The 20,899-nt window shown below is 56.9% G+C and carries 21 protein-coding genes and 1 other RNA gene; 14 read left to right on the top strand and 8 right to left on the bottom strand.

The genetic code is table 11. The features are described 5' to 3' along the window. Nucleotides 1-86 precede the first annotated feature (86 nt). Together glnK and amtB are read left to right on the top strand one after the other, a co-directional pair. A complete protein-coding gene (gene glnK / locus MKR05_RS14955; protein ID WP_002891893.1) occupies nucleotides 87-425 on the top strand; it encodes a P-II family nitrogen regulator in 339 nt (112 codons plus the stop codon). A 33-nt stretch (nucleotides 426-458) separates the two neighbouring features. Then, nucleotides 459-1,745, top strand: coding sequence for an ammonium transporter AmtB (amtB, locus tag MKR05_RS14960; protein ID WP_004204781.1), 1,287 nt, complete (start codon nucleotides 459-461; stop codon nucleotides 1,743-1,745). 50 nt (nucleotides 1,746-1,795) lie between these two features. Here amtB and tesB read toward each other — a convergent pair whose 3' ends face one another. Then, a complete protein-coding gene (tesB, locus tag MKR05_RS14965) occupies nucleotides 1,796-2,659 on the bottom strand; it encodes an acyl-CoA thioesterase II (RefSeq protein ID WP_032453859.1) in 864 nt (287 codons plus the stop codon). A 216-nt stretch (nucleotides 2,660-2,875) separates the two neighbouring features. On the opposite strand from tesB, the gene MKR05_RS14970 reads away from it, so the two are divergent. Beyond that, complete coding sequence (locus MKR05_RS14970; RefSeq protein ID WP_023288625.1) at nucleotides 2,876-3,367, top strand: YbaY family lipoprotein; 492 nt, start codon at nucleotides 2,876-2,878, stop codon at nucleotides 3,365-3,367. 37 nt (nucleotides 3,368-3,404) lie between these two features. On the opposite strand, the gene MKR05_RS14975 is transcribed toward MKR05_RS14970, so the two are convergent. Together MKR05_RS14975 and MKR05_RS14980 are read right to left on the bottom strand one after the other, a co-directional pair. Beyond that, a complete protein-coding gene (locus MKR05_RS14975) occupies nucleotides 3,405-3,716 on the bottom strand; it encodes an MGMT family protein (RefSeq protein ID WP_023288626.1) in 312 nt (103 codons plus the stop codon). 65 nt (nucleotides 3,717-3,781) lie between these two features. Next, a complete protein-coding gene (locus MKR05_RS14980) occupies nucleotides 3,782-4,189 on the bottom strand; it encodes a hypothetical protein (RefSeq protein ID WP_017898905.1) in 408 nt (135 codons plus the stop codon). Nucleotides 4,190-4,430: 241 nt separating this feature from the next. Here MKR05_RS14980 and ffs point away from each other — a divergent pair. The 3 genes from ffs (at nucleotide 4,431) to MKR05_RS14995 (ending at nucleotide 5,305) form a co-directional block, all read left to right on the top strand. Further along, nucleotides 4,431-4,527, top strand: an RNA gene (gene ffs / locus MKR05_RS14985) — signal recognition particle sRNA small type. A 308-nt stretch (nucleotides 4,528-4,835) separates the two neighbouring features. Continuing rightward, nucleotides 4,836-5,093 (top strand): hypothetical protein, encoded by a 258-nt coding sequence (locus tag MKR05_RS14990; RefSeq protein WP_023288627.1) that lies wholly within the window; start codon nucleotides 4,836-4,838, stop codon nucleotides 5,091-5,093. Next, nucleotides 5,090-5,305, top strand: a complete 216-nt coding sequence (locus MKR05_RS14995) for a hypothetical protein (RefSeq protein ID WP_004142688.1) — start codon at nucleotides 5,090-5,092, stop codon at nucleotides 5,303-5,305. Before MKR05_RS14990 ends, MKR05_RS14995 begins: the two co-directional genes overlap by 4 nt. Nucleotides 5,306-5,439: 134 nt before the next feature. Here MKR05_RS14995 and MKR05_RS15000 read toward each other — a convergent pair whose 3' ends face one another. After that, on the bottom strand, nucleotides 5,440-6,867 hold the full coding sequence (locus MKR05_RS15000) for a PLP-dependent aminotransferase family protein (RefSeq protein ID WP_044521273.1): 1,428 nt from the start codon (nucleotides 6,865-6,867) through the stop codon (nucleotides 5,440-5,442). An 88-nt stretch (nucleotides 6,868-6,955) separates the two neighbouring features. Here MKR05_RS15000 and MKR05_RS15005 point away from each other — a divergent pair, with 88 nt between their 5' ends. Next, on the top strand, nucleotides 6,956-7,570 hold the full coding sequence (locus MKR05_RS15005; protein WP_032453862.1) for a YitT family protein: 615 nt from the start codon (nucleotides 6,956-6,958) through the stop codon (nucleotides 7,568-7,570). 44 nt (nucleotides 7,571-7,614) lie between these two features. Here the strand turns inward: MKR05_RS15005 and MKR05_RS15010 are convergent, their stop codons facing one another. Continuing rightward, a complete protein-coding gene (locus MKR05_RS15010; RefSeq protein WP_044521274.1) occupies nucleotides 7,615-8,451 on the bottom strand; it encodes a nickel/cobalt efflux protein RcnA in 837 nt (278 codons plus the stop codon). A gap of 164 nt (nucleotides 8,452-8,615) precedes the next feature. Between MKR05_RS15010 and MKR05_RS15015 the strand changes: the two genes are divergently transcribed. Next, entirely contained in the window at nucleotides 8,616-8,888 is a 273-nt protein-coding gene (locus tag MKR05_RS15015) for a metal-sensing transcriptional repressor (RefSeq protein ID WP_004204767.1), read from the top strand. 62 nt (nucleotides 8,889-8,950) lie between these two features. Here the strand turns inward: MKR05_RS15015 and MKR05_RS15020 are convergent, their stop codons facing one another. Both MKR05_RS15020 and MKR05_RS15025 read right to left on the bottom strand, forming a co-directional pair. Further along, on the bottom strand, nucleotides 8,951-10,510 hold the full coding sequence (locus MKR05_RS15020; RefSeq protein ID WP_284118281.1) for an EAL domain-containing protein: 1,560 nt from the start codon (nucleotides 10,508-10,510) through the stop codon (nucleotides 8,951-8,953). 235 nt (nucleotides 10,511-10,745) lie between these two features. Then, nucleotides 10,746-11,855, bottom strand: a complete 1,110-nt coding sequence (locus MKR05_RS15025) for an ABC transporter ATP-binding protein (protein WP_023288632.1) — start codon at nucleotides 11,853-11,855, stop codon at nucleotides 10,746-10,748. 354 nt (nucleotides 11,856-12,209) lie between these two features. Between MKR05_RS15025 and MKR05_RS15030 the strand changes: the two genes are divergently transcribed. From MKR05_RS15030 to MKR05_RS15055, 6 genes are all read left to right on the top strand, one after another. Beyond that, nucleotides 12,210-13,442: a maltodextrin ABC transporter substrate-binding protein gene (locus tag MKR05_RS15030; protein ID WP_044521281.1), complete on the top strand. Its 1,233-nt coding sequence runs from the start codon at nucleotides 12,210-12,212 to the stop codon at nucleotides 13,440-13,442. A 62-nt stretch (nucleotides 13,443-13,504) separates the two neighbouring features. Further along, entirely contained in the window at nucleotides 13,505-14,812 is a 1,308-nt protein-coding gene (locus MKR05_RS15035; RefSeq protein WP_017898898.1) for a carbohydrate ABC transporter permease, read from the top strand. Between the two features lie 10 nt (nucleotides 14,813-14,822). Continuing rightward, a complete protein-coding gene (locus tag MKR05_RS15040) occupies nucleotides 14,823-15,674 on the top strand; it encodes a sugar ABC transporter permease (RefSeq protein ID WP_004204761.1) in 852 nt (283 codons plus the stop codon). Nucleotides 15,675-15,678: 4 nt separating this feature from the next. Continuing rightward, on the top strand, nucleotides 15,679-16,881 hold the full coding sequence (locus MKR05_RS15045; protein ID WP_044521284.1) for an arabinogalactan endo-beta-1,4-galactanase: 1,203 nt from the start codon (nucleotides 15,679-15,681) through the stop codon (nucleotides 16,879-16,881). A 30-nt stretch (nucleotides 16,882-16,911) separates the two neighbouring features. Then, the gene (locus MKR05_RS15050; protein ID WP_131096093.1) at nucleotides 16,912-18,969 is read left to right on the top strand and encodes a beta-galactosidase; all 2,058 of its coding nucleotides are present in this window, start codon (nucleotides 16,912-16,914) and stop codon (nucleotides 18,967-18,969) included. 64 nt (nucleotides 18,970-19,033) lie between these two features. Beyond that, nucleotides 19,034-19,348, top strand: coding sequence for a glucose PTS transporter subunit EIIB (locus MKR05_RS15055; RefSeq protein WP_023288637.1), 315 nt, complete (start codon nucleotides 19,034-19,036; stop codon nucleotides 19,346-19,348). A 136-nt stretch (nucleotides 19,349-19,484) separates the two neighbouring features. Here the strand turns inward: MKR05_RS15055 and MKR05_RS15060 are convergent, their stop codons facing one another. Beyond that, nucleotides 19,485-20,756: a maltoporin gene (locus MKR05_RS15060; protein WP_023288638.1), complete on the bottom strand. Its 1,272-nt coding sequence runs from the start codon at nucleotides 20,754-20,756 to the stop codon at nucleotides 19,485-19,487. Between the last annotated feature and the right edge of the window lie 143 nt (nucleotides 20,757-20,899).

Genomic DNA, 20,899 nt, shown 5'->3' on the forward strand with positions numbered 1-20,899 from the left:
GGCCTTTTTTCATTTCTGGCATAGCCCTTGCTTTATATCCATCGTGTTAGCTGCGGCCATTACCGAATACTGACTGGAGGGGACTTATGAAGCTGGTTACCGTGGTAATCAAACCATTCAAACTGGAAGACGTGCGTGAAGCCTTGTCTTCCATCGGCATTCAGGGCCTGACGGTCACTGAAGTCAAAGGATTTGGCCGTCAGAAAGGTCATGCGGAGCTCTACCGCGGCGCCGAGTATAGCGTCAACTTTCTGCCAAAAGTGAAGATTGATGTGGCGATCGCCGACGATCAGCTGGATGAAGTTATCGATGTCATCAGCAAAGCGGCTTACACCGGAAAAATTGGCGACGGCAAAATTTTTGTCGCTGAATTGCAGCGCGTCATTCGCATCCGTACCGGCGAAGCTGACGAAGCGGCACTGTAATTTCCAGACCACACAGTGATGGGGAACGAAACAATGAAAATGGCAACAATGAAATCGGGTCTGGGGGCGTTAGCCCTTCTTCCGGGGCTGGCGATGGCCGCGCCTGCGGTGGCGGACAAAGCCGATAATGCGTTTATGATGATTTGCACCGCGCTGGTTCTGTTTATGACTATCCCGGGGATTGCGCTGTTTTACGGCGGGCTGATCCGCGGTAAGAACGTTCTTTCCATGCTGACGCAGGTGATTGTCACCTTTGGCCTCGTCTGCGTACTGTGGGTCATTTATGGCTATACCCTGGCCTTCGGCACCGGCGGCAGCTTCTTCGGCAGCTTTGACTGGGTAATGCTGAAAAATATTGAACTGAAAGCGCTGATGGGCACCTTCTATCAGTATATCCACGTCGCCTTCCAGGGCTCGTTCGCCTGCATCACCGTCGGGCTGATCGTCGGCGCGCTGGCTGAACGTATCCGTTTCTCCGCGGTGCTGATTTTCGTGGTAGTGTGGATGACGCTCTCCTACGTGCCGATTGCGCATATGGTCTGGGGCGGCGGTCTGCTGGCGACCCATGGCGCGCTGGATTTCGCCGGCGGCACCGTTGTGCACATCAACGCCGCGGTCGCCGGGCTGGTGGGCGCCTATATGATGGGCAAACGCGTGGGCTTCGGCAAAGAAGCGTTCAAACCGCATAACCTGCCGATGGTGTTCACCGGCACCGCTATCCTCTATGTGGGCTGGTTCGGCTTCAACGCCGGCTCTGCCAGCGCAGCGAATGAAATCGCGGCCCTGGCGTTCGTTAACACCGTCGTGGCGACCGCCGCGGCTATCCTGGCGTGGACCTTTGGCGAATGGGCTCTGCGCGGCAAACCTTCACTGCTGGGCGCCTGCTCCGGGGCAATTGCCGGTCTGGTTGGCGTTACGCCGGCGTGTGGTTATATCGGTGTCGGCGGCGCGCTGATCGTCGGTATCGCCTCTGGCCTGGCGGGCATCTGGGGCGTGACTGCGCTGAAACGCTGGCTGCGTGTGGATGACCCTTGCGACGTCTTCGGCGTCCACGGCGTCTGCGGCATCGTCGGCTGTATCCTGACCGGTATCTTCGCGGCGACTTCTCTGGGCGGCGTCGGTTATGCGGAAGGCGTCACCATGGGCCATCAGCTGCTGGTGCAGCTGGAAAGTATCGGCATTACCGTGGTCTGGTCCGGCGTCGTCGCTTTCATCGGCTACAAAGTGGCGGATATGACCGTAGGGCTACGCGTACCGGAAGAGCAGGAGCGCGAAGGGCTGGACGTCAACAGCCATGGCGAAAACGCCTACAACGCCTGACAGAAAACCCTTCTCCATGTAGCAAAAAGCCTCCCGTCAGGGAGGCTTTTTTATGCGTTGCGGTTGCGCATCACCCCTTCCTGGACCGTTGAGGCAACCAGCGTGCCATCCTGCGTGTAAAACTCGCCGCGAACGAAGCCGCGGGCGCTGGAGGCCGAGGTGCTTTCAACGCTGTACAGCAGCCACTCATTGATATTAAACGGCCGATGGAACCACATTGAGTGGTCGATGGTGGCGACCTGCATGCCGGGCTCAAGGAAACCAACGCCGTGCGGCTGCAGCGCCACCGGCAGGAAGTTAAAGTCCGAGGCATAGCCCAGCAGATACTGATGAATGCGCAGATCGTCGGGGACGGCGCCGTTGGCGCGCAGCCAGACCTGGCGCGCCGGCTCGGCGATATGGCCTTTCATCGGGTTATGAAATTCCACCGGGCGGATCTCCAGCGGCTTATCGCAGAGGAATTTGTCTTTCACCTGCGGCGGCAGGAGATGCGCCAGCTTGCGGGCGATGTCGGTTTCCGAAGGAAGTCCGTCAGGGGAGGGGGCGTCCGGCATCGCTTTCTGATGCTCATAGCCGTGCTCTGGCGCCTGGAAGGAGGCGGTCATATAGAAGATCGGCTTCCCGTTCTGGATAGCGGCGACCCGGCGGGCGCTAAAGCTGTTGCCGTCGCGCAGGACCTCCACATCGTAGACGATCGGTTTTTGACTGTCGCCGGGGCGCAGAAAGTAGCTGTGAAACGAATGCACCAGACGTTCAACGGGCACGGTCTCTTTTGCGGCATACAGCGCCTGGCCCACCACCTGGCCGCCAAAAACCTGGCGCAATCCCAGGTCTTCGCTCTGTCCACGGAACAACCCTTCCTCAATTTTTTCCAGATCTAATAATGCCAGCAGGTTAGAGAGTGCCTGACTCATACTTATCCTCAATTAACAATGGCGGCGCCGTGCGCGTAATGTGGCAAAGTATAACCTGGAATCGCAAGTGGTCCGATCGGTGTAATAATCTGAATAACAACCGGTCAACAGGAAGAAATCTGAGATCTGTGCCACACTTATTGACGACACGAAAGTTCCTGCCGGCGAAGCGGCGGAACATCCTCCTGGGTATAAAGGGATGATAAGGAGAACATCATGAAATTTGCCTATATGTTTAGTGCCTTAGCCGTCGCCGCGACGCTGACCGCCTGTGCTAATCACCACTCCACCAGTTCTTCCGCTCAGGCAGCCGCACCCGACCCTTACGGTATTGCGACGCTGAGCGTGGCGCAGCAGCAGCCGAGCGTCACGGGGACGATTAATATCCGCCAGAGAATCGCATTACCGCCGGATGCGGTGCTGACGGTGACCCTGTCGGATGCTTCTCTGGCAGATGCGCCAGCCCGCGTATTGTCGCAAAAAGCGGTGCGTACCGAAGGCAAGCAGGCGCCATTTAACTTTGCCCTGCCTTACAACCCGGCAGATATTCAACCGAACGCCCGCATTCTGTTGAGCGCAGCGATTACGGTTAATGGCCAGCTGATGTTCATTACCGATACCGTGCAGACGGTGATCAACCAGGGGGGCACCCATGCCGACCTGACGCTGGTTCCGGTTCAGCAGACCGCCGTGCCTGTCGCACAGTAAGCTCGATGAGCCCCCGGATGGGGGCTTTTTTTTGTCTTCAGTAAACCCAGCGATAGTGCTGGAGATCGATATGGCCGCTGCCGGAGACCTGTACCCCTTCGGCCAGCAATGCCTGACGCTGCCGCTGCAGATCGGGGCCGGTGAGGGAGATATCGCCATGGCGATTGACCACCCGATGCCAGGGCAGAGTGGACCCTTCCGGCAGACGCTTCAGCACACCGCCCACCTGGCGCGCCGCGCGCGGAGAACCGGCCAGCCTGGCGACATCGCCATAGGTCGTGACATACCCTTCCGGTATTGACGCCACAATGTGCCAGACACGTTGGGGAAATGTATCGAGCGGATCCATATTCAGTCCTGTTACCCGAAAAATGCCAGCATAAGCGCTGATCTGCAGGCTGTACAGCCTGCAGATCAGGCGGGCTGTTCGACGGTGAACGTCAGGGCCAGGCCGAGGATCTGCATGCCATGGACATTGTCGGAAGGTGAACTGGCGATGAGGCTCTCCAGGAATTTTAACCGCTGCGAGGTGGCGTTGATGATCAGCTTCGCGCGCAGGCCCGGCATGGTCAGCGACGAGATGGGGTAGACCACCCGACCGCTGATGTAGACCGGTAGCTTGCGCAGTTCCACCTGACGCAGCACGCCAACGGTGGAATAGAGCAGCGCCAGCGGCGTGACCGCCCGCACCGGCGCCTGACTGATAGTCACGAAGTCGAGCATTTTTTCAGGGCGCAGATAATTCACCCCCTGAAAGGCGATGGTCATCCCTTCAATGGCGGGCAAAGGCAGAGTGATGGTCTGTGGTGATGAGTCAGTCATTCGATTACCGTAGAGACAATGCGCTGATGATAAAAGAGAACATAAGGTGGATAAGTATGGTGGATATCCCGGCAGTGTGCTGAGCGCACGCTCTCACTCTCACAGATTGAGCGTGAGTGACTGGTTTTATTCGCGTTATTGCGCAATAAACCAGCAGGCAGTCGGGGCGCGCTTGCAATTCACCAGGTCAGCAGGGATAATGCGCCAGCGCGTTGGGTAACAACGCTCTCAATGGGGGCTCTGTTGGTTCTCCCGCAACGCTACTCTGTTTACCAGGTCAGGTCCGGAAGGAAGCAGCCAGAGCAGACGACGTGTGTGCCGGGATGTAGCTGGCAGGGCCCCCACCCATTTCGCCCTCATGATATATCCCTTATATTTTCCCGGTCTTTATTCCTGCTATATTTAATACCTGATACAGATCACATATTATTTTTTGTTGCTAAAACAACCCGTTTTTATTCCATAATATTGACTTGTCATAAATCTGAAATGCTACTGCAATATTAATGTCATTTTCGTGTCATAAACAAAGCGCATCTTATTGCTGGGAATTTGTTGCCAGATCCATGCTATAAATATATCTCTGGATCAGCATGTTAACTTCGTGTATTAATTATGATGATTTTATTGCACGGGAAGCGTAGCTATGACCACAGTGGTTTTGAATGTAAAAATTGACGCTGAGTTAAAAGAGAAGTTGCGTCATTATGCGGAAGTGAATAACGAGAACCTGGGTACGGCAACGGAAAAGCTGCTGCAGCTGGCTTTTCAGCTGGAGGCATCAGCAGGTGAGGCGGGGGTGACGGAAGAGGACATTGACAGCCAGCATACCGAAGAGGAAGCGACGCCATTAACCCCTAAAGAAATCAAAGCATTAAGAAAACTTCTGAAGAAGAAAAAATGAAACAACAATTCTCTACAGCCAGCAACTATAGCGAAGCCTGCGATATGTTGCGCTCAGGATACGTAAAACACGTCCGCCTGAACTGGAATATCGGTAGTGATGAGTTCTTTCGCATTGCCTCCGACTGGTGTGACACCGGCGCTAAAATTAAAAAAGATGAAGATGGCTTTATTATTTCCCTGAAAGGGTTTCCTATTCCGCGCCAGCATTAATGAAATTGCCTTATTTCCGTCACCGGGTTGCCATAACCAGATGGCAGGATACCCAGGCAATTTTATAAAAACATCTCATATACCTCATGGATGACGGACTTTTGACGGGCTGAAGCCAGCCCGTCGATATTTTCTTATATTATTTTCCGCAAACGCGTATTTTCCCGCTGTTCTGCAAGGCTATGCCACAATGGTTGTAGCGTGGAGAAGGCCTGGCGCAATGCTTCGTCCGGCAAGGTAAACGGCAGACGTAAATAGCGATCGAACGCGCCCTCCAGACCAAACCGCGTCCCGGTGCCGATATGGATCCCCTGGCTTTCCGCCCGCGCAGAGAACAGGGTGGCCAGCATGTCAGGGAGTTCCACCCAAAAAGAGAGTCCGCCTTCCGGTGGCGTAAAGCGCCAGCGGGGAAAATACTCTTTCATCAGCACTTCGCACATGTCCCGGCGCGCCTGCAGCATCTCCCGTCGCGGCGGCAGCAGCGTGGCGGCGTTTGCCAGCAGCCAGCTGCAGGCCAACTGCTCCAGCAGCGGCGTACCCAGGTCCAGAGAGTCGCGGGCCTGAATCAGCGAGGCGATCGTTCGCGCGCTGGCGCGGATCCAGCCGATGCGCAGTCCCCCCCAGAAACTTTTCCCGGCCGAACCGATAGTGATCACCGCGGCGTCGGGATTAAAGCAGGCCAGCGGCGGCGGGGGCGGGGCGTTATACCAGAGGTCGACCATGGTCTCATCGATCACCAGCGTTGTTCGCGTCCTGGCCGCGATGTCCGCGACCCGCTGGCGGGTAGGGGCATCCATACAGCGCCCGGTAGGGTTGTGAAAATCCGGCATCAGCCATGCCAGACGCGGCGCGGTCTGCGCAATGGTCGCCGCTAATCCATCGCAGTCCCATCCCTGCTGGGGGAGTGCGACCCCGACGGGCCGGCAGGAGGCGCCCTGAATGGCGCTGATGGCCATTGGATAGGTCGGGGCGTCAATGACCACCCGGTCACCGGGGCCGGTGAACAGACGCAGGATCAGCGCGAAGGCGCTGAGCGCGCCGTTGACCACCATCACTTCATCGGGCCGCGTCGGCAGGCCACGTTCGCTGTAGCGCCGGGCAATCGCTTCCCGCAGCACCGGGAGCCCCTGCTGATCGTAGCCGGTCTGGGTGAGATAGGGCGGCAGCAGGGTCATGGCGTGCTGGAAGGCCTGATGGACCTCCGGACCGGCGCTGAGGGCAGCGGTAGAGAGATTGATCGTCGAGGGGGTCGCAGAGTGCGGCGGCAGATCGGCAGGGCGTTCCGGCAGGACAATGCGCGACCCGCTCCCCTGGCGGCTATGGAGAAACCCCTCCTCCCGCAGCTGGCCGAGGGCGCTGGCGATGGTCGTCCGGCTGACGTTGAGGGCTGCCGCCAGCTCGCGCTCGCCGGGCAGGCGCGTCTGTAGCGTCAGACGGCCATCGAGGATCAGCAGGCGGAGCGCTTCCGCCAGCTGGCGCCATAGCGGTGTGCGGGAACTGGACTCCTGCCAGTTGCCAAGCAGGCGTACCAGGGACTGTGTTCCAAAGCGTCGGGCTGACATAGCGATCCACTTTTCCAAAACTGGCCATTAATTATCAGTCCATTTTTGCTGATGATGAGGGCATTCGCAATGATGTTGAGGAAAAAATATGCTTCGTCGCCTGCTGCAGTTATATATCGGTCTGGTGCTCTACGGCGTGTCCACGGCGCTCTTCGTGCATGCTAATCTCGGCGCCGATCCGTGGGACGTTTTTCATCTTGGGGTGGCTAAACAGCTGGGGATCAGTTTCGGGACCGTGATTATCCTGACCGGCGCCGCGGTGCTGCTGCTATGGATCCCGATTCGGCAGATGCCGGGGCTCGGCACGGTGAGTAATGTTATCGTGCTGGGGCTGGCGGCGGACGCCACGCTGGCCGTCCTGCCTCCGCTGGAGTCGCTGGTGGCGCGCAGTGCGCTGCTGGTGGTGGCGATTGTGATGAACGCTATCGCCACCGGGATGTACATTGGCGCGGGCTTTGGCCCGGGTCCGCGCGATGGCCTGATGACCGGCCTGCACGCTCGCACCGGCTGGTCATTGCGCGGTATCCGTACGGCGATCGAGCTCTCCGTGTTGCTGATTGGCTGTCTGCTGGGGGGCAAGTTTGGCGTCGGAACCGTCATTTACGCGCTGTCGATTGGGCCGCTGATCCAGCTGTGCCTGCCGTGGTTCAGCCAGCCCGTCCGCCGCCGGGCGGTCAGCACTCCCCGGGAGAGCGTCTCCTGAAGGGAACCCGCGCCCTCGTCGTCAAGAAGAGGGCGCATTGTGGTTTACAGGCCGCTCAGGCCATGAAGCATCATGTAGATCCCCACCACAATAATCAGTAAGCCTGAGATCCAGGGCGCTTTGCGCGAGATGTCGTTAAGCCACGGCCAGCGGCGGGTGGCATGTTTCATGCTCAGGGCGGCGATAGCCCCGGAAGCCACCAGCGTCAGCGCCAGACCGACGCTAAAGCCCAGTACCAGCGTGGCGCCCAGCGAGAATTTCTTCAGCTGTAAACAGATAAGCAGCACGGTAATGGACGCCGGGCAGGGGATCAGCCCGCCGGTCAGGCCAAACATCACAATCTGCCCGGTCGTCACCTGGCGGCCATCGAAGCGCCGGTTAATCTCCTGAGCATGGGCCCGCTGATGCGCGTCCTGCCACTCCTCCGCCACCAGCGGCGCGCCAGGGGAGTGAGAATGATGGTGGTCATGATGTTCATGATGATGATGGTCATGGTCATGGTCGTGCCCGTGCTGAGGATGATGGTGGTGGGCGTGGGGCCGCGATTCGCGCCAGGTGCGCCAGAGCATCCAGCAGGCAATCAACACAATGACAATCCCCGAGATCAGCTGAAACCAGGGCTCAGAAGTCTGGGCGTTCCAGCCGCGGCCAAACCACAGGCCGGCCATGGCGATCAGCCAGACCACCGCGGTATGCGAGACCGTCGCCGCCAGCCCCAACAGAACCGCCTGCTTTAAGGTTCCCCGTACCGCCACGATAAAGGCGGCCATCATCGTTTTTGAGTGGCCGGGTTCGAGGCCGTGCAGCGCGCCGAGCAGTATCGCGCTGGGAATAAACAGCCAGGCATTGCCCTGCTGCAGAAGGGAAGTGAAATCGTTCATATCGGGATCCTTGCCAAAAGTGGTTCTATGCTACTCCCCCCCAGTAGTAAAATACTACCCCCCAGTAGAAAAAGAGGCTGATAAAAGGGATCATGCTATGCTGGCAAGCGTTGCCGGCGTCGAAGGTCGGGCAATGACGGCAGAATAAAACGGTGGATCGCGCAATGTCACACACAGTGAGAGACAAAAAGAAGTTACTGACCCGGCTGAAGAAAATTCAGGGGCAGAGTACCGCATTAGAGAAAATGCTTAATCGCGAGCATGAGTGCGCTGAGGTGCTACAGCAGCTGGCGGCGATCCGCGGCGCGGTCAATGGCATGATGCTGCAGGTTATCCAGGGGCATCTGACCGACCATGTGGTGAAAGAGCCAGATGAGACGCAGCGTGAAGCGGATCTGGAGACGGTGATGCAGGTGATTAAATCCTATCTGAAGTAGCCTCCGGCAGAGGGCGGCGAAGAGGCCGCGCCCGCTGACCTTCTGCGCAGGCTGCCTGCCGCTTAATGCGCATGGAGATTATCTTCCGCCCACTGAATAAATGACTCTTTTGGCAGCGCTTTGCTGTACAGCCATCCCTGGGCGTACTGAACGCCATGCTGTTGCAGCCAGTCGCGCTGGCTTTCGGTTTCCACCCCTTCGGCGACGGTGGTCAGATTGAGCGCCTTGGCCATTTCAATAATGTGCGGCGTCAGCGGCCGGTACTCGAGGGTATCGACAAAGGATTTATCGATTTTCAGCGTGTCGACGTCCAGCTTCTGCAGATAGCTCAGACTGGAGTAGCCGGTACCGAAATCGTCAATCGAGATCCGATGGCCAGCCTGACGGTAGTGAGCGATCACCGGCATGGTGGTCTCCGGGTCGACAAACCCGCGCTCGGTGATCTCAAGGATGATCTGTTCGGCGGCGATCCCCCAGTGCTGCAGCTGATCGTGTAACAGCGTGGGCAGGGTGGGAGAGCGTAAGTCATCCACCGACAGGTTGATGGAGATATGCACTTCCGGCCGCTGCCTCAGCCAGGGGCCCAGATCGGCGAAAATTTTCCTGACGATATCTTCCGTCAGCTGGGTGATCAGCCCGGTCTGCTCGGCCAGGGGAATAAAGATATCCGGCGATAAATAGGTACCGTCGGGTTGCTGCCAGCGCGCCAGCGCTTCGGCTCCGGCGATTTTCCCGTCCTGCAATGAAATAATCGGCTGATAGTGAACCTGAATCGCCTGGGAATGGAGGGCGTCCAGCATACTGTTACGCGGTGAACGCAGGTGTCTCAGCAGGCGCAGCAGCAGCCAGGTGGCAAGCAGGCTGGTGAAGATGCCGGCCGGGAGCCAGAAGATCAACTGCTGTCGTATGTGCTGCTGCAGGGGCAGGGTGGATGACCAGGTCACAATGCCGGATCCCAGCTCGGGAATGCGCTGGATCCGGTAGACCGTATTATCCAGGGTAAGCATATTCAGGTGCGGGTCTTTAATCCGTTGCCAGGCCTTCGCCGGCAGCGGCTGGCTGCTGATCACCATTTTCAGATGGTCCAAACCAAACAGCATGCTATGGATCTTCTCCTCACTGACGGGCGCCACATCAATGAAGGAGATGGGATCGATCATTACCATATGCTGCTGGCTGGCCATGGCCGTCATCTGGTGATTGAGGCCAAGATCGTTAATCGAGGTCAGCCAGGTGCGATAGCCGTCGGAGGCAATGTGGTCCGGTGGCGGGAAGGTCACCGCGACGCTATGGTCTTCCAGGGAGGAGCATTGCGGCACGGAATCCTGCAGCCAGAGCACTTCCTGAACGTAGCGGTGGGTATAGGCGATCCGGCGGAGCATGAGCAGATGTTCAGGGCTACAGGACGAGGCTGTATGTGCATCGGCCTCCCGCAGCGCTTCCCGGGCCTGATCGGCGACCTGCAGCGTGCGGACGACGATGCGGTTGGAATAATCATCCAGTTCACGATAGAACTGCATTTTGGCCTGCCGCGCCGCCTGCCAGATGCTGAGCGAGATGGGCAGGATGATGGCCAGTATCAGCACCCCTGTAAACAGCGCCATCAGATGCCGGGTCCTCATGCCTGTGTCCTTATCGTTCGCCGGGTGTCATCAGTATATGCGAAAGATAAACCGGGCGCAGTGGGAGAAATCGCGCTGTGTGGGGAAAAAAACCGGCATCACAATAGCCTGCGATGCCGGGAGAGAAGGATGATTCCGATGCAGCAGAATAAAAATGAGGGTGTGAATGCCGGGCAGGATGTATTCCGGCATTCAGTCGCAGCATACGCTGCGCAGATGACAGCAATATGTTGGCTTAGTGCGCGTCTGGTGCCGTGATATCGGCGCTGATGCGCAGATCGTTCTCATCAAACACCATGCAGAAGCGGTCATCGAAGGCCAGATTAATCTTCTGCCACGGGCGGAAATGGACGTCGCCGGGCAGCAGAACCTTGACGTTATCGTGACCATAGCACTGGCCGAACAGGTAGGTATTGTTGCCCAGACGTTCCACCACTTCACATTGAAACTCCACCACGGTACCGGTGGAGACTTCAGGCGTGAGGTGCTCTGGCCGGATCCCCAGCGTTACCGCGGCGCCGGGGTTAAGCGGTTGGGTGGCAACGTTCAGGGTGAGCTGATGGTCCTGGGCGAGGGTGACCGTTAAACGCTCTGGCTGCCAGTCGCTGACGGTGGCGGGTAAAAAGTTCATCTTTGGCGAGCCGATAAAACCGGCGACGAATTTGTTGACCGGATTGTAGTAAAGCGCCATCGGCGAACCCATTTGTTCAACCTTTCCGTAGTTCATGACCACGATTTTATCAGCGAGAGTCATCGCCTCCACCTGATCGTGCGTGACATACACCATGGTGGTCTTCAGCTCCTGGTGCAGGCGGGCAATATGCAGGCGCATATCGACGCGCAGTTCCGCGTCGAGGTTAGAAAGCGGCTCATCGAACATAAACACCCGGGGATTACGCACGATAGCGCGGCCAATGGCCACGCGCTGCCGCTGGCCGCCGGAGAGCTGCTTCGGTTTACGGTCCAGCAGGTGAGAGAGCTGCAGCGTTTTGGCCACCATTTCCACCTGGCGACGGATCTCCGCTTTCGGCACTTTATTCACCTTCAGCCCGTAGCCCATATTCTCCGCCACCGTCATGTGCGGGTAGAGCGCGTAGGACTGAAAAACCATCGCCACGCCGCGGCGGGCGGGGACCACATCGTTCATCACCTCATCGCCGATCAGCACTTCCCCGTCGCTAACCTCTTCCAGCCCGGCAATCATACGTAACAGCGTCGATTTTCCACAGCCGGAAGGGCCGACGAAGACTGCAAACTCGCCATCTTCAATATCGAGATTGACCTGGTGCAGCGTCACCGTGCTGCCGAACCTTTTGGTGACATTCCTCAGTCGTATATTGGACATCCACATTCCCCGAAGTGAGTAGCCGTTGTTTGCCGTTGGCGTGTCGCTGAGTTGAGTGAAATTGTATTACGTGTAACAAAGCAGCGTGACGATATTCAACAGCGCTAAAATCATGTCCTGACTATAACTTCCGCGGATTTTGCGCCATACAGCGGCGTTTCATTTCTGCAAGGATGATCACACAACTGGCAGCTTATGGTAGTTTTATCCCTAATCAAAGCGTAGCGTATAACAAAAGCGAATCAGCGTCTGTTTTCTATGTAACAACGCAGTTTGAAATGATTTTTTTTCTAGCTGACAGACGTAATTCAAATAAAAACCATTAAATTGTTATACCTTCACATGAGGTTGATAATGAAAAAGAACACGCTTGCTGCACTGATCCTTACCACCCTCGCGGCGGGGCAACTTACCAGCCTGCAGGCGCAGGCCGCCGGGCAGCTCAACGTTTGGGAAGACATTAAAAAATCCACTGGCATCAAAACCGCGGTCAGCGATTTTGAGAAGCAGTACAACGTGAAGGTCAATCTGCAGGAGATGCCTTATGCCCAGCAGCTGGAAAAGCTGCGCCTCGACGGCCCGGCGGGCATTGGGCCGGACGTGCTGGTGATCCCGAATGACCAGCTCGGCGGCGCCGTCGTTCAGGGGCTTCTCTCGCCGCTCAACGTCGAGCAGGCGAAACAGGATGCCTTTACGCCAGCCTCTATCAATGCCTTCCGCATGGACAACGCGCTGTACGGCATCCCGAAAGCGGTAGAAACCCTGGTGCTTATCTACAACAAGGACCTGATCGACAAGCCGCTGGACAGCCTGCAGGCCTGGCTGGACTACTCGAAGACCCAGCGCGAGCAGAACAAATACGGCCTGCTGGCGAAGTTTGATCAGATCTACTACAGCTGGGGAGCCATTGGCCCGATGGGCGGCTATATCTTCGCGAAGAACGACGGCGGCGGTTTCAACCCGCAGCAGGTGGGGCTCAATACTCCCGGCGCTGTGGAAGCCGTGACCTTCCTGAAAAAATTCTATGCCGAGAAGGCTTTCCCTGCAGGGATCCTCGGCGATAACGGGCTGAACGCCATTGATTCGCTGTTTACCGAGAAAAAAGCGGCAGCGGTGATCAACGGCCCCTGGGCCTTCCAGCCGTATGAAGCCGCCGGTATCAACTATGGCGTGGTGCCGCTGCCGACCCTGCCGGACGGCAAGCCGATGAGCTCCTTCCTCGGCGTTAAGGGCTACGTGGTATCGACCTGGAGTAAAGACAAGGCGCTGGCGCAACAGTTTATCGAGTTCATCAACCAGCCGCAGTATGTAAAAGCCCGCTATGTCGCCACCGGCGAAATCCCGCCGCTGAAGGCGATGATTGACGACCCGGTGATTAAAAATGACGAAAAGGCCAGCGCCGTCGCCGTACAGTCGGCGCGGGCGATGGCCATGCCGGGCATTCCGGAGATGGGGGAAGTGTGGGGGCCGGCTAATGCCGCGCTTGAACTGAGCCTCACCGGCAAGCAGGCGCCGCAGGCCGCGCTCGATAACGCGGTGAAACAGATCAAGATGCAGATCGAAGCGATGCAGGCCAGCAATCAGTAATTTACCGTCACGTGAAGTCACCGAGCGGGAGGGGGACCTCCCGTTTGTAGAAGGAGTCGAGTGTGAGCATCCATTCCAGCGAAAATTTTAGCGACGCGCGCGGGCCCGGGCGCCATGCGTGGTGCGGCCTGCTGCTGGCAATCGTGCCGGGTTTCGGCCAGTTTTATCATCGCCAGTGGCTGAAGGGGCTGGTCTTCCTGGTGTTGTTGAGCAGCTTTCTGGGTATTTTTTATGATTTCCTGCGCGAGGGGCTGTGGGGGCTCTATACCCTGGGTGAAGAGGTGCCCCGGGATAACTCTATCTTCCTGTTAGCGGAGGGGATTATCAGCGTGCTGATCGTCGCTTTTGGCGTGCTGATCTATTTTCTCTCGCTGCGGGACGCGTGGCTGAACGGCAAAAAACGCGATGAGGGGGTCGCGCTGAACAGCGTTCGTAAGCAGTACCAGATGCTGCTGAGCGATGGCTTCCCGTACCTGATGATCACGCCAGGCTTTATTCTGCTGGTCTTTGTGGTGATCTTTCCCATTCTGTTTGGTTTCGCCATCGCCTTCACCAACTATAACTTGTACCACACGCCGCCGGCGAAGCTGGTGGACTGGGTGGGCCTGAAAAACTTCGTCAATATTTTCACCCTCTCCATCTGGCGCTCCACCTTCCTGGATGTGCTGCAGTGGACCGTGGTGTGGACGCTGCTGGCGACCACCCTGCAGTGTACGGTGGGCGTGCTGTTGGCGATTCTGGTGAACCAAAAAGATCTGCGCTTTAAGCCGCTGATCCGCACTATCTTTATTTTGCCGTGGGCGGTGCCGGGGTTTGTCACCATCCTCGTCTTTGCCGGGATGTTCAATGACTCCTTCGGGGTGATTAACAACGCGATCCTGTCATTCTTCGGCATCAGTCCAAAGGCATGGCTGACCGACCCGTTCTGGACCAAAACCGCGCTGATCATGATGCAGACCTGGCTTGGCTTCCCGTTTGTCTTTGCCATGACCACCGGCGTGCTGCAGGCGATCCCGGACGATCTGTATGAAGCGGCGACGATGGACGGCGCCAGCGCCTTTACCCGCCTACGCACCATCACCCTGCCGCTGGTGCTGTACGCGATCGCGCCGATCATCATCACCCAGTACACCTTCAACTTTAATAATTTCAACATCATTTATCTGTTTAACAACGGCGGCCCTGCGGTGGCGGGATCTAACGCCGGCGGGACGGATATTCTGGTGTCGTGGATCTATAAGCTGACGATGTCCTCGTCGCAGTACGCCATCGCGGCGACCATCACTATCCTGCTGTCGATCTTCGTCGTCGGCCTGGCGCTGTGGCAGTTCCGCGCCACCAAATCCTTCAAAAATGACGACATGGCGTAAGGGAAGCAACATGGCTCAATCACCCAGTATTAAACGCGAAAAGTGGATCCGACTCTCTCTCACCTGGCTGGTGGTTATCCTGGTCTCGGTGGTGATTATCTATCCGCTGGTCTGGACCGTCGGGGCGTCGCTGAACGCCGGCAATAGCCTGCTGAGTACCTCGATCATTCCGGAAAATCTGTCGTTCCAGCACTATGCCGATCTGTTCAATGGCAATGTGAATTACCTTACCTGGTACTGGAACTCGATGAAAATCAGCTTCCTGACCATGGTGCTGACCCTGATTAGCGTCAGCTTTACCGCCTACGCCTTCTCCCGCTTCCGCTTTAAAGGGCGGCAGAACGGGCTGATGCTGTTCCTGCTGCTGCAGATGATCCCGCAGTTTTCCGCGCTGATTGCCATCTTTGTGCTGTCGCAACTGCTTGGCCTGATTAACAGCCATCTGGCGCTGGTGCTGATCTACGTCGGGGGAATGATCCCGATGAACACCTGGCTGATGAAGGGGTATCTCGACGCGATCCCCAAAGATCTGGATGAGTCCGCCCGCATGGACGGCGCCAGCAGCTTTCGCATCTTTATCGAGATCATCATGCCGTTGTCGAGGCCGATCCTCGCGGTGGTGGCGCTGTTCTCCTTCACCGGCCCGCTGGGGGATTTCATCCTCTCCAGCACCATCCTGCGTACCCCGGATAAATACACCCTGCCTATCGGTCTGTATAACCTGGTGGCGCAAAAAATGGGGGCCAGCTACACCACCTACGCGGCGGGGGCGGTGCTGATTGCCGTGCCGGTCGCGATCCTCTATCTGGCGTTACAAAAATACTTCGTCTCCGGCCTGACCTCGGGCAGTACTAAAGGATAAGCACATGAAAAGATTTACACCCGCATGGCTTGCGGTTTGTCTGGCATGCAGTTTTTCCCCCCCTTCGCTGGCGGCGGACGCGCTTGAAACCCGCGCCTTTCAGGGCATGCCGGCGGACTTTATTAAAGGCGCGGATATCTCCACGCTGCTGGATGCTGAAAAGCACGGGGCGACCTTCTACGACCAGAATAACCAGCGTAAGGATCCGATCGCCATTCTGAAAGAGAACGGCGTCAACTATGTTCGCCTCCGCCTGTGGGTGGATCCGCAATCGGCAAGCGGCGAGGGCTATGGCGGTGGGAATAACGATCTGGTCACGACCCTGGCGCTGGCGAAACGCGCGAAAGCCCAGGGAATGAAGCTGCTGCTCGACTTTCATTACAGCGATTTCTGGACCGATCCCGGCAAGCAGTTCAAACCGAAGGCCTGGGAAAAGATGGATTACCCGCAGCTGAAAACGGCGATTCATGACTATACCCGGGATACCATCGCCCGCTTTAAGCAGGCGGGCGTCCTGCCGGATATGGTGCAGATCGGCAATGAGATCAATGGCGGTATGCTGTGGCCGGAAGGGAAAAGCTGGGGGCAGGGGGGCGGAGAGTTCGACCGGCTGGCTGGTCTGCTGAACGCGGCCATTGATGGCCTGAAGGCGAACCTGCACAACGGCGAGCAGGTGAAAATCATGCTGCATCTGGCTGAAGGGACCAAAAACGATACCTTCCGCTGGTGGTTTGACGAAATAGAGAAACGCCATGTGCCGTATGACGTGATCGGTTTGTCGATGTACACCTACTGGAACGGGCCGATCAGCGCCATGAAGGCCAATATGGATGACATCAGCAAACGCTATAACAAAGACGTTATTGTCGTCGAGGCGGCCTATGCCTATACCCTGGCCAATTGCGATAACGCGGAAAATAGTTTCCAGGCCAAAGAGGAAAAGGACGGGGGATATCCCGCCAGCGTGCAGGGACAATATCGCTATATCCACGATCTGATGCAGGCTGTCATCGATGTTCCCGACCAGCGCGGCAAAGGGATTTTTTACTGGGAGCCCACGTGGATTGCCGTTCCGGGAAATACCTGGGCCACCCCGGCGGGGATGAAATATATCCATGACGAATGGAAAGAGGGCAATGCGCGTGAAAATCAGGCGCTATTTGATTGCCAGGGAAAAGTATTGCCGTCGGTAAAAGTATTTAATTAATTTTTTGTCGTTCTTTTCAGGAAGTTTATTATGAATAAATTTGCACCTTTACATCCAAAGGTTAATACGCTGCTGCATGGCGCAGATTATAACCCGGAACAATGGGAGAATGACCCCGATATTATTGATAAAGACATTGCCATGATGCAGCAGGCAAAATGTAATGTGATGTCGGTGGGAATATTTAGCTGGGCGAAACTTGAGCCGCGCGAAGGGGTATTTGATTTCGCCTGGCTGGATACTATCCTCGATAAACTGTATGCCGCCGGCATTCATGTTTTTCTGGCCACGCCGAGCGGCGCGCGTCCGGCGTGGATGTCACAGCGCTATCCACAGGTTCTGCGGGTGGGGCGCGATCGGGTGCCAGCCCTGCACGGCGGCCGTCACAACCACTGTATGTCATCGCCGGTGTATCGTGAGAAGACCCTTAAAATCAATACCCTGTTGGCGGAGCGCTATTCTGCGCACCCGGCGGTGCTGGGCTGGCATATTTCCAATGAATATGGCGGCGAATGTCATTGCGAGCGTTGCCAGACTCGCTTTCGCGACTGGCTGAAGGCGCGGTACCAGACCCTGGAGAATCTCAACCAGGCCTGGTGGAGCACTTTCTGGAGCCATACCTACAGCGACTGGTCGCAGATTGAATCGCCTGCGCCGCAGGGCGAGGTGTCGATCCACGGCCTGAATCTGGACTGGCATCGCTTTAATACCGCCCAGGTGACCGATTTCTGCCGCCATGAAATCACCCCGCTGAAGGCGGCGAATGCCGCCCTGCCGGTGACCACCAACTTTATGGAGTATTTTTACGATTACGACTACTGGCAGCTGGCGGAGGTGCTGGACTTTATCTCCTGGGACAGCTATCCGATGTGGCACCGCGACAAAGACGAAACCGCGCTGGCCTGCTATACCGCGATGTATCACGACATGATGCGCAGCCTGAAGGGCGGCCAGCCGTTTGTGCTGATGGAGTCCACGCCGGGCGCCACCAACTGGCAGCCGACCAGCAAACTGAAGAAACCGGGGATGCATATTCTCTCTTCGCTGCAGGCGGTGGCGCATGGCGCCGACTCGGTGCAGTATTTCCAGTGGCGCAAGAGCCGTGGTTCGGTTGAGAAATTCCACGGCGCGGTGGTCGACCACGTTGGGCATATTGATACCCGCATTGGCCGTGAAGTCAGCCAGCTCGGCGAGATCCTCAGCAAGCTGCCGGCGGTGAGGGGGTGTCGCACCGAGGCGAAAGTGGCGATTATCTTCGACCAGCAGAACCGCTGGGCGCTTGATGACGCCCAGGGGCCGCGCAATCTGGGTATGGAGTATGAGAAGACGGTCAATGAGCACTACCGTCCGTTCTGGGAGCAGGGCATCGCCGTCGATGTGATTGACGCCGACGCTGATTTAACGCCGTACCGGCTGGTGATTGCCCCGATGTTATACATGGTGCGCGACGGCTTTGCCGGGCGGGCGGAGGCGTTCGTCGCCAGCGGCGGCCATCTGGTGACTACCTACTGGACCGGCATTGTCAACGAGTCCGATCTCTGCTATCTCGGCGGCTTCCCGGGCCCGCTGCGCAATCTTCTGGGCATCTGGGCGGAAGAGATCGACTGTCTGAATGACGGCGAGTTTAATCTGGTGCAGGGCCTGGCCGGGAATCAGTGCGGTCTTCAGGGCCCCTATCAGGTGCGCCATCTCTGTGAACTGATCCATACCGAAAGCGCGCAGACGCTGGCCACCTACCGGGATGATTTTTATGCCGGAAGGCCAGCGGTGACGGTGAACGGCTTCGGGAAAGGTAAAGCCTGGCATGTGGCCTCCCGCAACGATTTGGCCTTCCAGCGCGACTTTTTTGCCGCCCTGAGCAAGGAGCTGGCGCTGCCGCGGGCGATCGCGGCGGATTTACCGCCCGGAGTGGTGGCCACCGCGCGCACCGACGGTGAGAGTACGTTTGTCTTCCTGCAGAACTACAGCGCGCAAAGCCATACCCTGAGCCTGCCGCCAGGGTATCGGGATTGCCTGACCGACGCGGCGGTGTCGGACCCGCTGACCCTGTCAGCATGGGATTGCCGTATTCTCCGTCGCCACGCGTAATCCTTTTTCTCCACGCCTGCTCTGACGAGCAGGCTTTTTTTTATCTATTACCCTGGAGTTTATGATGGTGAGTTTAAAATCTTTCCTGCACTATTTCTCGCCTGCGCGTCCGGCACAGCCGTTAAGCGAAGCGGAAAAACAGCAAATCGAGGCGCTGATTCAGGCCTTCGGCGGTGAAGCGAATATTACCCAAGTGGACGCCTGTATTACCCGTCTGCGGGTAACGGTTCGTCATCTGGCGGCCGTGGACTCTGACGCATTACAGCAGCAGGGCGCGCTGGGCGTCATTATTCTTGGTCAGCAGGTTCATGCTATTTTCGGTAAGCAGTCCGATGCGCTACGTCAATTGCTGGATGACCATTTTGCCGCGCGGAAATAAATAAAATGGGATAACCTGAAAACAGGTTATCCCGAAAATAAGACAAAGACAGCAGTGGCAATAATGATTACCGGAGGGTAATTAATGACCTTAGCGTTGGAGATATCAATAACGTATTTTTCTTACCAGAGCGATATTACCACCAGGCTTCAACCTGCACGCCGAAATTCCAGGTATTATTCGCCGTCTGGTCTTCAAATGGTTTACCATCTTCGGAATCATTCAGATACGACGCGAAAATACGTAATTCCGGACGTGACATAAAGTCCGGCCCGTCCGCCAGACCCAGCGCAATGGTATATTTCTCACCGGCCTGTTTGTAACTGGTGCCATTGTTGTAGCTGTCTTTCTGATAGAAACCGCCGACTTCGCCAATCAGGCGCACGTAGTCGGTGAACTGATACTGCCCGCGGGCGACCAGCGACAGCATCCGCGTTTTGTCGGTGTAGTCGGTAATATCATCCGCCGAGCCCCAGGTCAGAACGTGGTTGATGGAGAACTTCTCGGTAATGGGGATCAGACCGGTGTTAATCACGCGATAGCCGGTGGCGTCATTCACGTAGTTCCACATATCGTACCAGCCGCCGCCCTGGGAGACCATATTCTGCGCCAGCCCTTTGTTGGCATACTGCAGCACGGTTTTGTTATAGCCGCCCAGCATATCCTGACTGATTTCACCGGTTAGCATCACGCCATTTTCGGCATCGTACAGCCCGCCGTAGCTGTCCTGTTTTTTGGTGGTGTTCGGCATGGCGTAGTCGATGCCGAATTCGGTCCACGACCCGGACCACGGCTTCCATCCCGCATAGCGTAAATCGATATAGTTGATATTGACGTTGCTGTCGCCATCGACGCGATAGTCAACGTCGTTGGCATCGCCGCGGATCCACGCCAGCGAGACGGCGCCCGGGCCAAGGGTGTAGTTTTCCACCCCGGCCCCGGAGCCGGAAATGTTCCAGTATTTGGTATCGATGATGTGCAGATCGTGACGCTGATAGTAACGTTTGCCGCCCCAGATCACCGCATTCGGATCGCCCGGGATCAGCCCTTTGATCTGCAGATTCAGCTGACGTAAGCCGAACTGCGCGTCATCGTTCAGCGTGGTTTCATTATCGTTAGAGCCATCGGAGACCATGCTGACCATGCTGTCGAGATAGAAACTGACATCATCTTTTTTGTAGACCTCGGAGCCCAATTCCAGTTCGCCATAGGTATCCGATTCGTTCCCCAACCGGCCTAGCTTGTTCTTTTGCCATTCCGCTTCGCTACCGTCGCCGGAGACCCCAACCCCGGCGCGCAAATAGCCATGAAAATCAACGGTCGGGATCGCAGCGGTAGCCGCAAAGGCGGAAGGGGTGATTAGCGCAGCGGCTAATGCTGTGGAAAGGGCGCGCAGTGTCGTATTCATCTCTATCCTCTTATTGTTTTGTATTACGTTCACATAACTGATGTCATAAAATGCCTAAATGTAACTTCAGGCAAACGAGATATGATTATTGTGTGACTAAGTGCAAATAATAACGCTGGTTTTTGTTGTGATGAGTGAGGTGA

Origin of the sequence: Klebsiella sp. K5-204 (assembly GCF_030128585.1) — a bacterium.
Classification (GTDB): Bacteria; Pseudomonadota; Gammaproteobacteria; order Enterobacterales; family Enterobacteriaceae; genus Klebsiella; species Klebsiella quasipneumoniae.

Excerpts from the sequence above, each read along its gene's own strand:
- glnK (WP_002891893.1), top strand. The coding sequence starts at position 87 with ATGAAGCTGGTTACCGTGGTAATCAAACCATTCAAACTGGAAGACGTG.
- amtB (WP_004204781.1), top strand. The coding sequence starts at position 459 with ATGAAAATGGCAACAATGAAATCGGGTCTGGGGGCGTTAGCCCTTCTT.
- tesB (WP_032453859.1), bottom strand. The coding sequence starts at position 2,659 with ATGAGTCAGGCACTCTCTAACCTGCTGGCATTATTAGATCTGGAAAAA.
- MKR05_RS14970 (WP_023288625.1), top strand. The coding sequence starts at position 2,876 with ATGAAATTTGCCTATATGTTTAGTGCCTTAGCCGTCGCCGCGACGCTG.
- MKR05_RS14975 (WP_023288626.1), bottom strand. The coding sequence starts at position 3,716 with ATGGATCCGCTCGATACATTTCCCCAACGTGTCTGGCACATTGTGGCG.
- MKR05_RS14980 (WP_017898905.1), bottom strand. The coding sequence starts at position 4,189 with ATGACTGACTCATCACCACAGACCATCACTCTGCCTTTGCCCGCCATT.
- MKR05_RS14990 (WP_023288627.1), top strand. The coding sequence starts at position 4,836 with ATGACCACAGTGGTTTTGAATGTAAAAATTGACGCTGAGTTAAAAGAG.
- MKR05_RS14995 (WP_004142688.1), top strand. The coding sequence starts at position 5,090 with ATGAAACAACAATTCTCTACAGCCAGCAACTATAGCGAAGCCTGCGAT.
- MKR05_RS15000 (WP_044521273.1), bottom strand. The coding sequence starts at position 6,867 with ATGTCAGCCCGACGCTTTGGAACACAGTCCCTGGTACGCCTGCTTGGC.
- MKR05_RS15005 (WP_032453862.1), top strand. The coding sequence starts at position 6,956 with ATGCTTCGTCGCCTGCTGCAGTTATATATCGGTCTGGTGCTCTACGGC.
- MKR05_RS15010 (WP_044521274.1), bottom strand. The coding sequence starts at position 8,451 with ATGAACGATTTCACTTCCCTTCTGCAGCAGGGCAATGCCTGGCTGTTT.
- MKR05_RS15015 (WP_004204767.1), top strand. The coding sequence starts at position 8,616 with ATGTCACACACAGTGAGAGACAAAAAGAAGTTACTGACCCGGCTGAAG.
- MKR05_RS15020 (WP_284118281.1), bottom strand. The coding sequence starts at position 10,510 with ATGAGGACCCGGCATCTGATGGCGCTGTTTACAGGGGTGCTGATACTG.
- MKR05_RS15025 (WP_023288632.1), bottom strand. The coding sequence starts at position 11,855 with ATGTCCAATATACGACTGAGGAATGTCACCAAAAGGTTCGGCAGCACG.
- MKR05_RS15030 (WP_044521281.1), top strand. The coding sequence starts at position 12,210 with ATGAAAAAGAACACGCTTGCTGCACTGATCCTTACCACCCTCGCGGCG.
- MKR05_RS15040 (WP_004204761.1), top strand. The coding sequence starts at position 14,823 with ATGGCTCAATCACCCAGTATTAAACGCGAAAAGTGGATCCGACTCTCT.
- MKR05_RS15045 (WP_044521284.1), top strand. The coding sequence starts at position 15,679 with ATGAAAAGATTTACACCCGCATGGCTTGCGGTTTGTCTGGCATGCAGT.
- MKR05_RS15050 (WP_131096093.1), top strand. The coding sequence starts at position 16,912 with ATGAATAAATTTGCACCTTTACATCCAAAGGTTAATACGCTGCTGCAT.
- MKR05_RS15055 (WP_023288637.1), top strand. The coding sequence starts at position 19,034 with ATGGTGAGTTTAAAATCTTTCCTGCACTATTTCTCGCCTGCGCGTCCG.
- MKR05_RS15060 (WP_023288638.1), bottom strand. The coding sequence starts at position 20,756 with ATGAATACGACACTGCGCGCCCTTTCCACAGCATTAGCCGCTGCGCTA.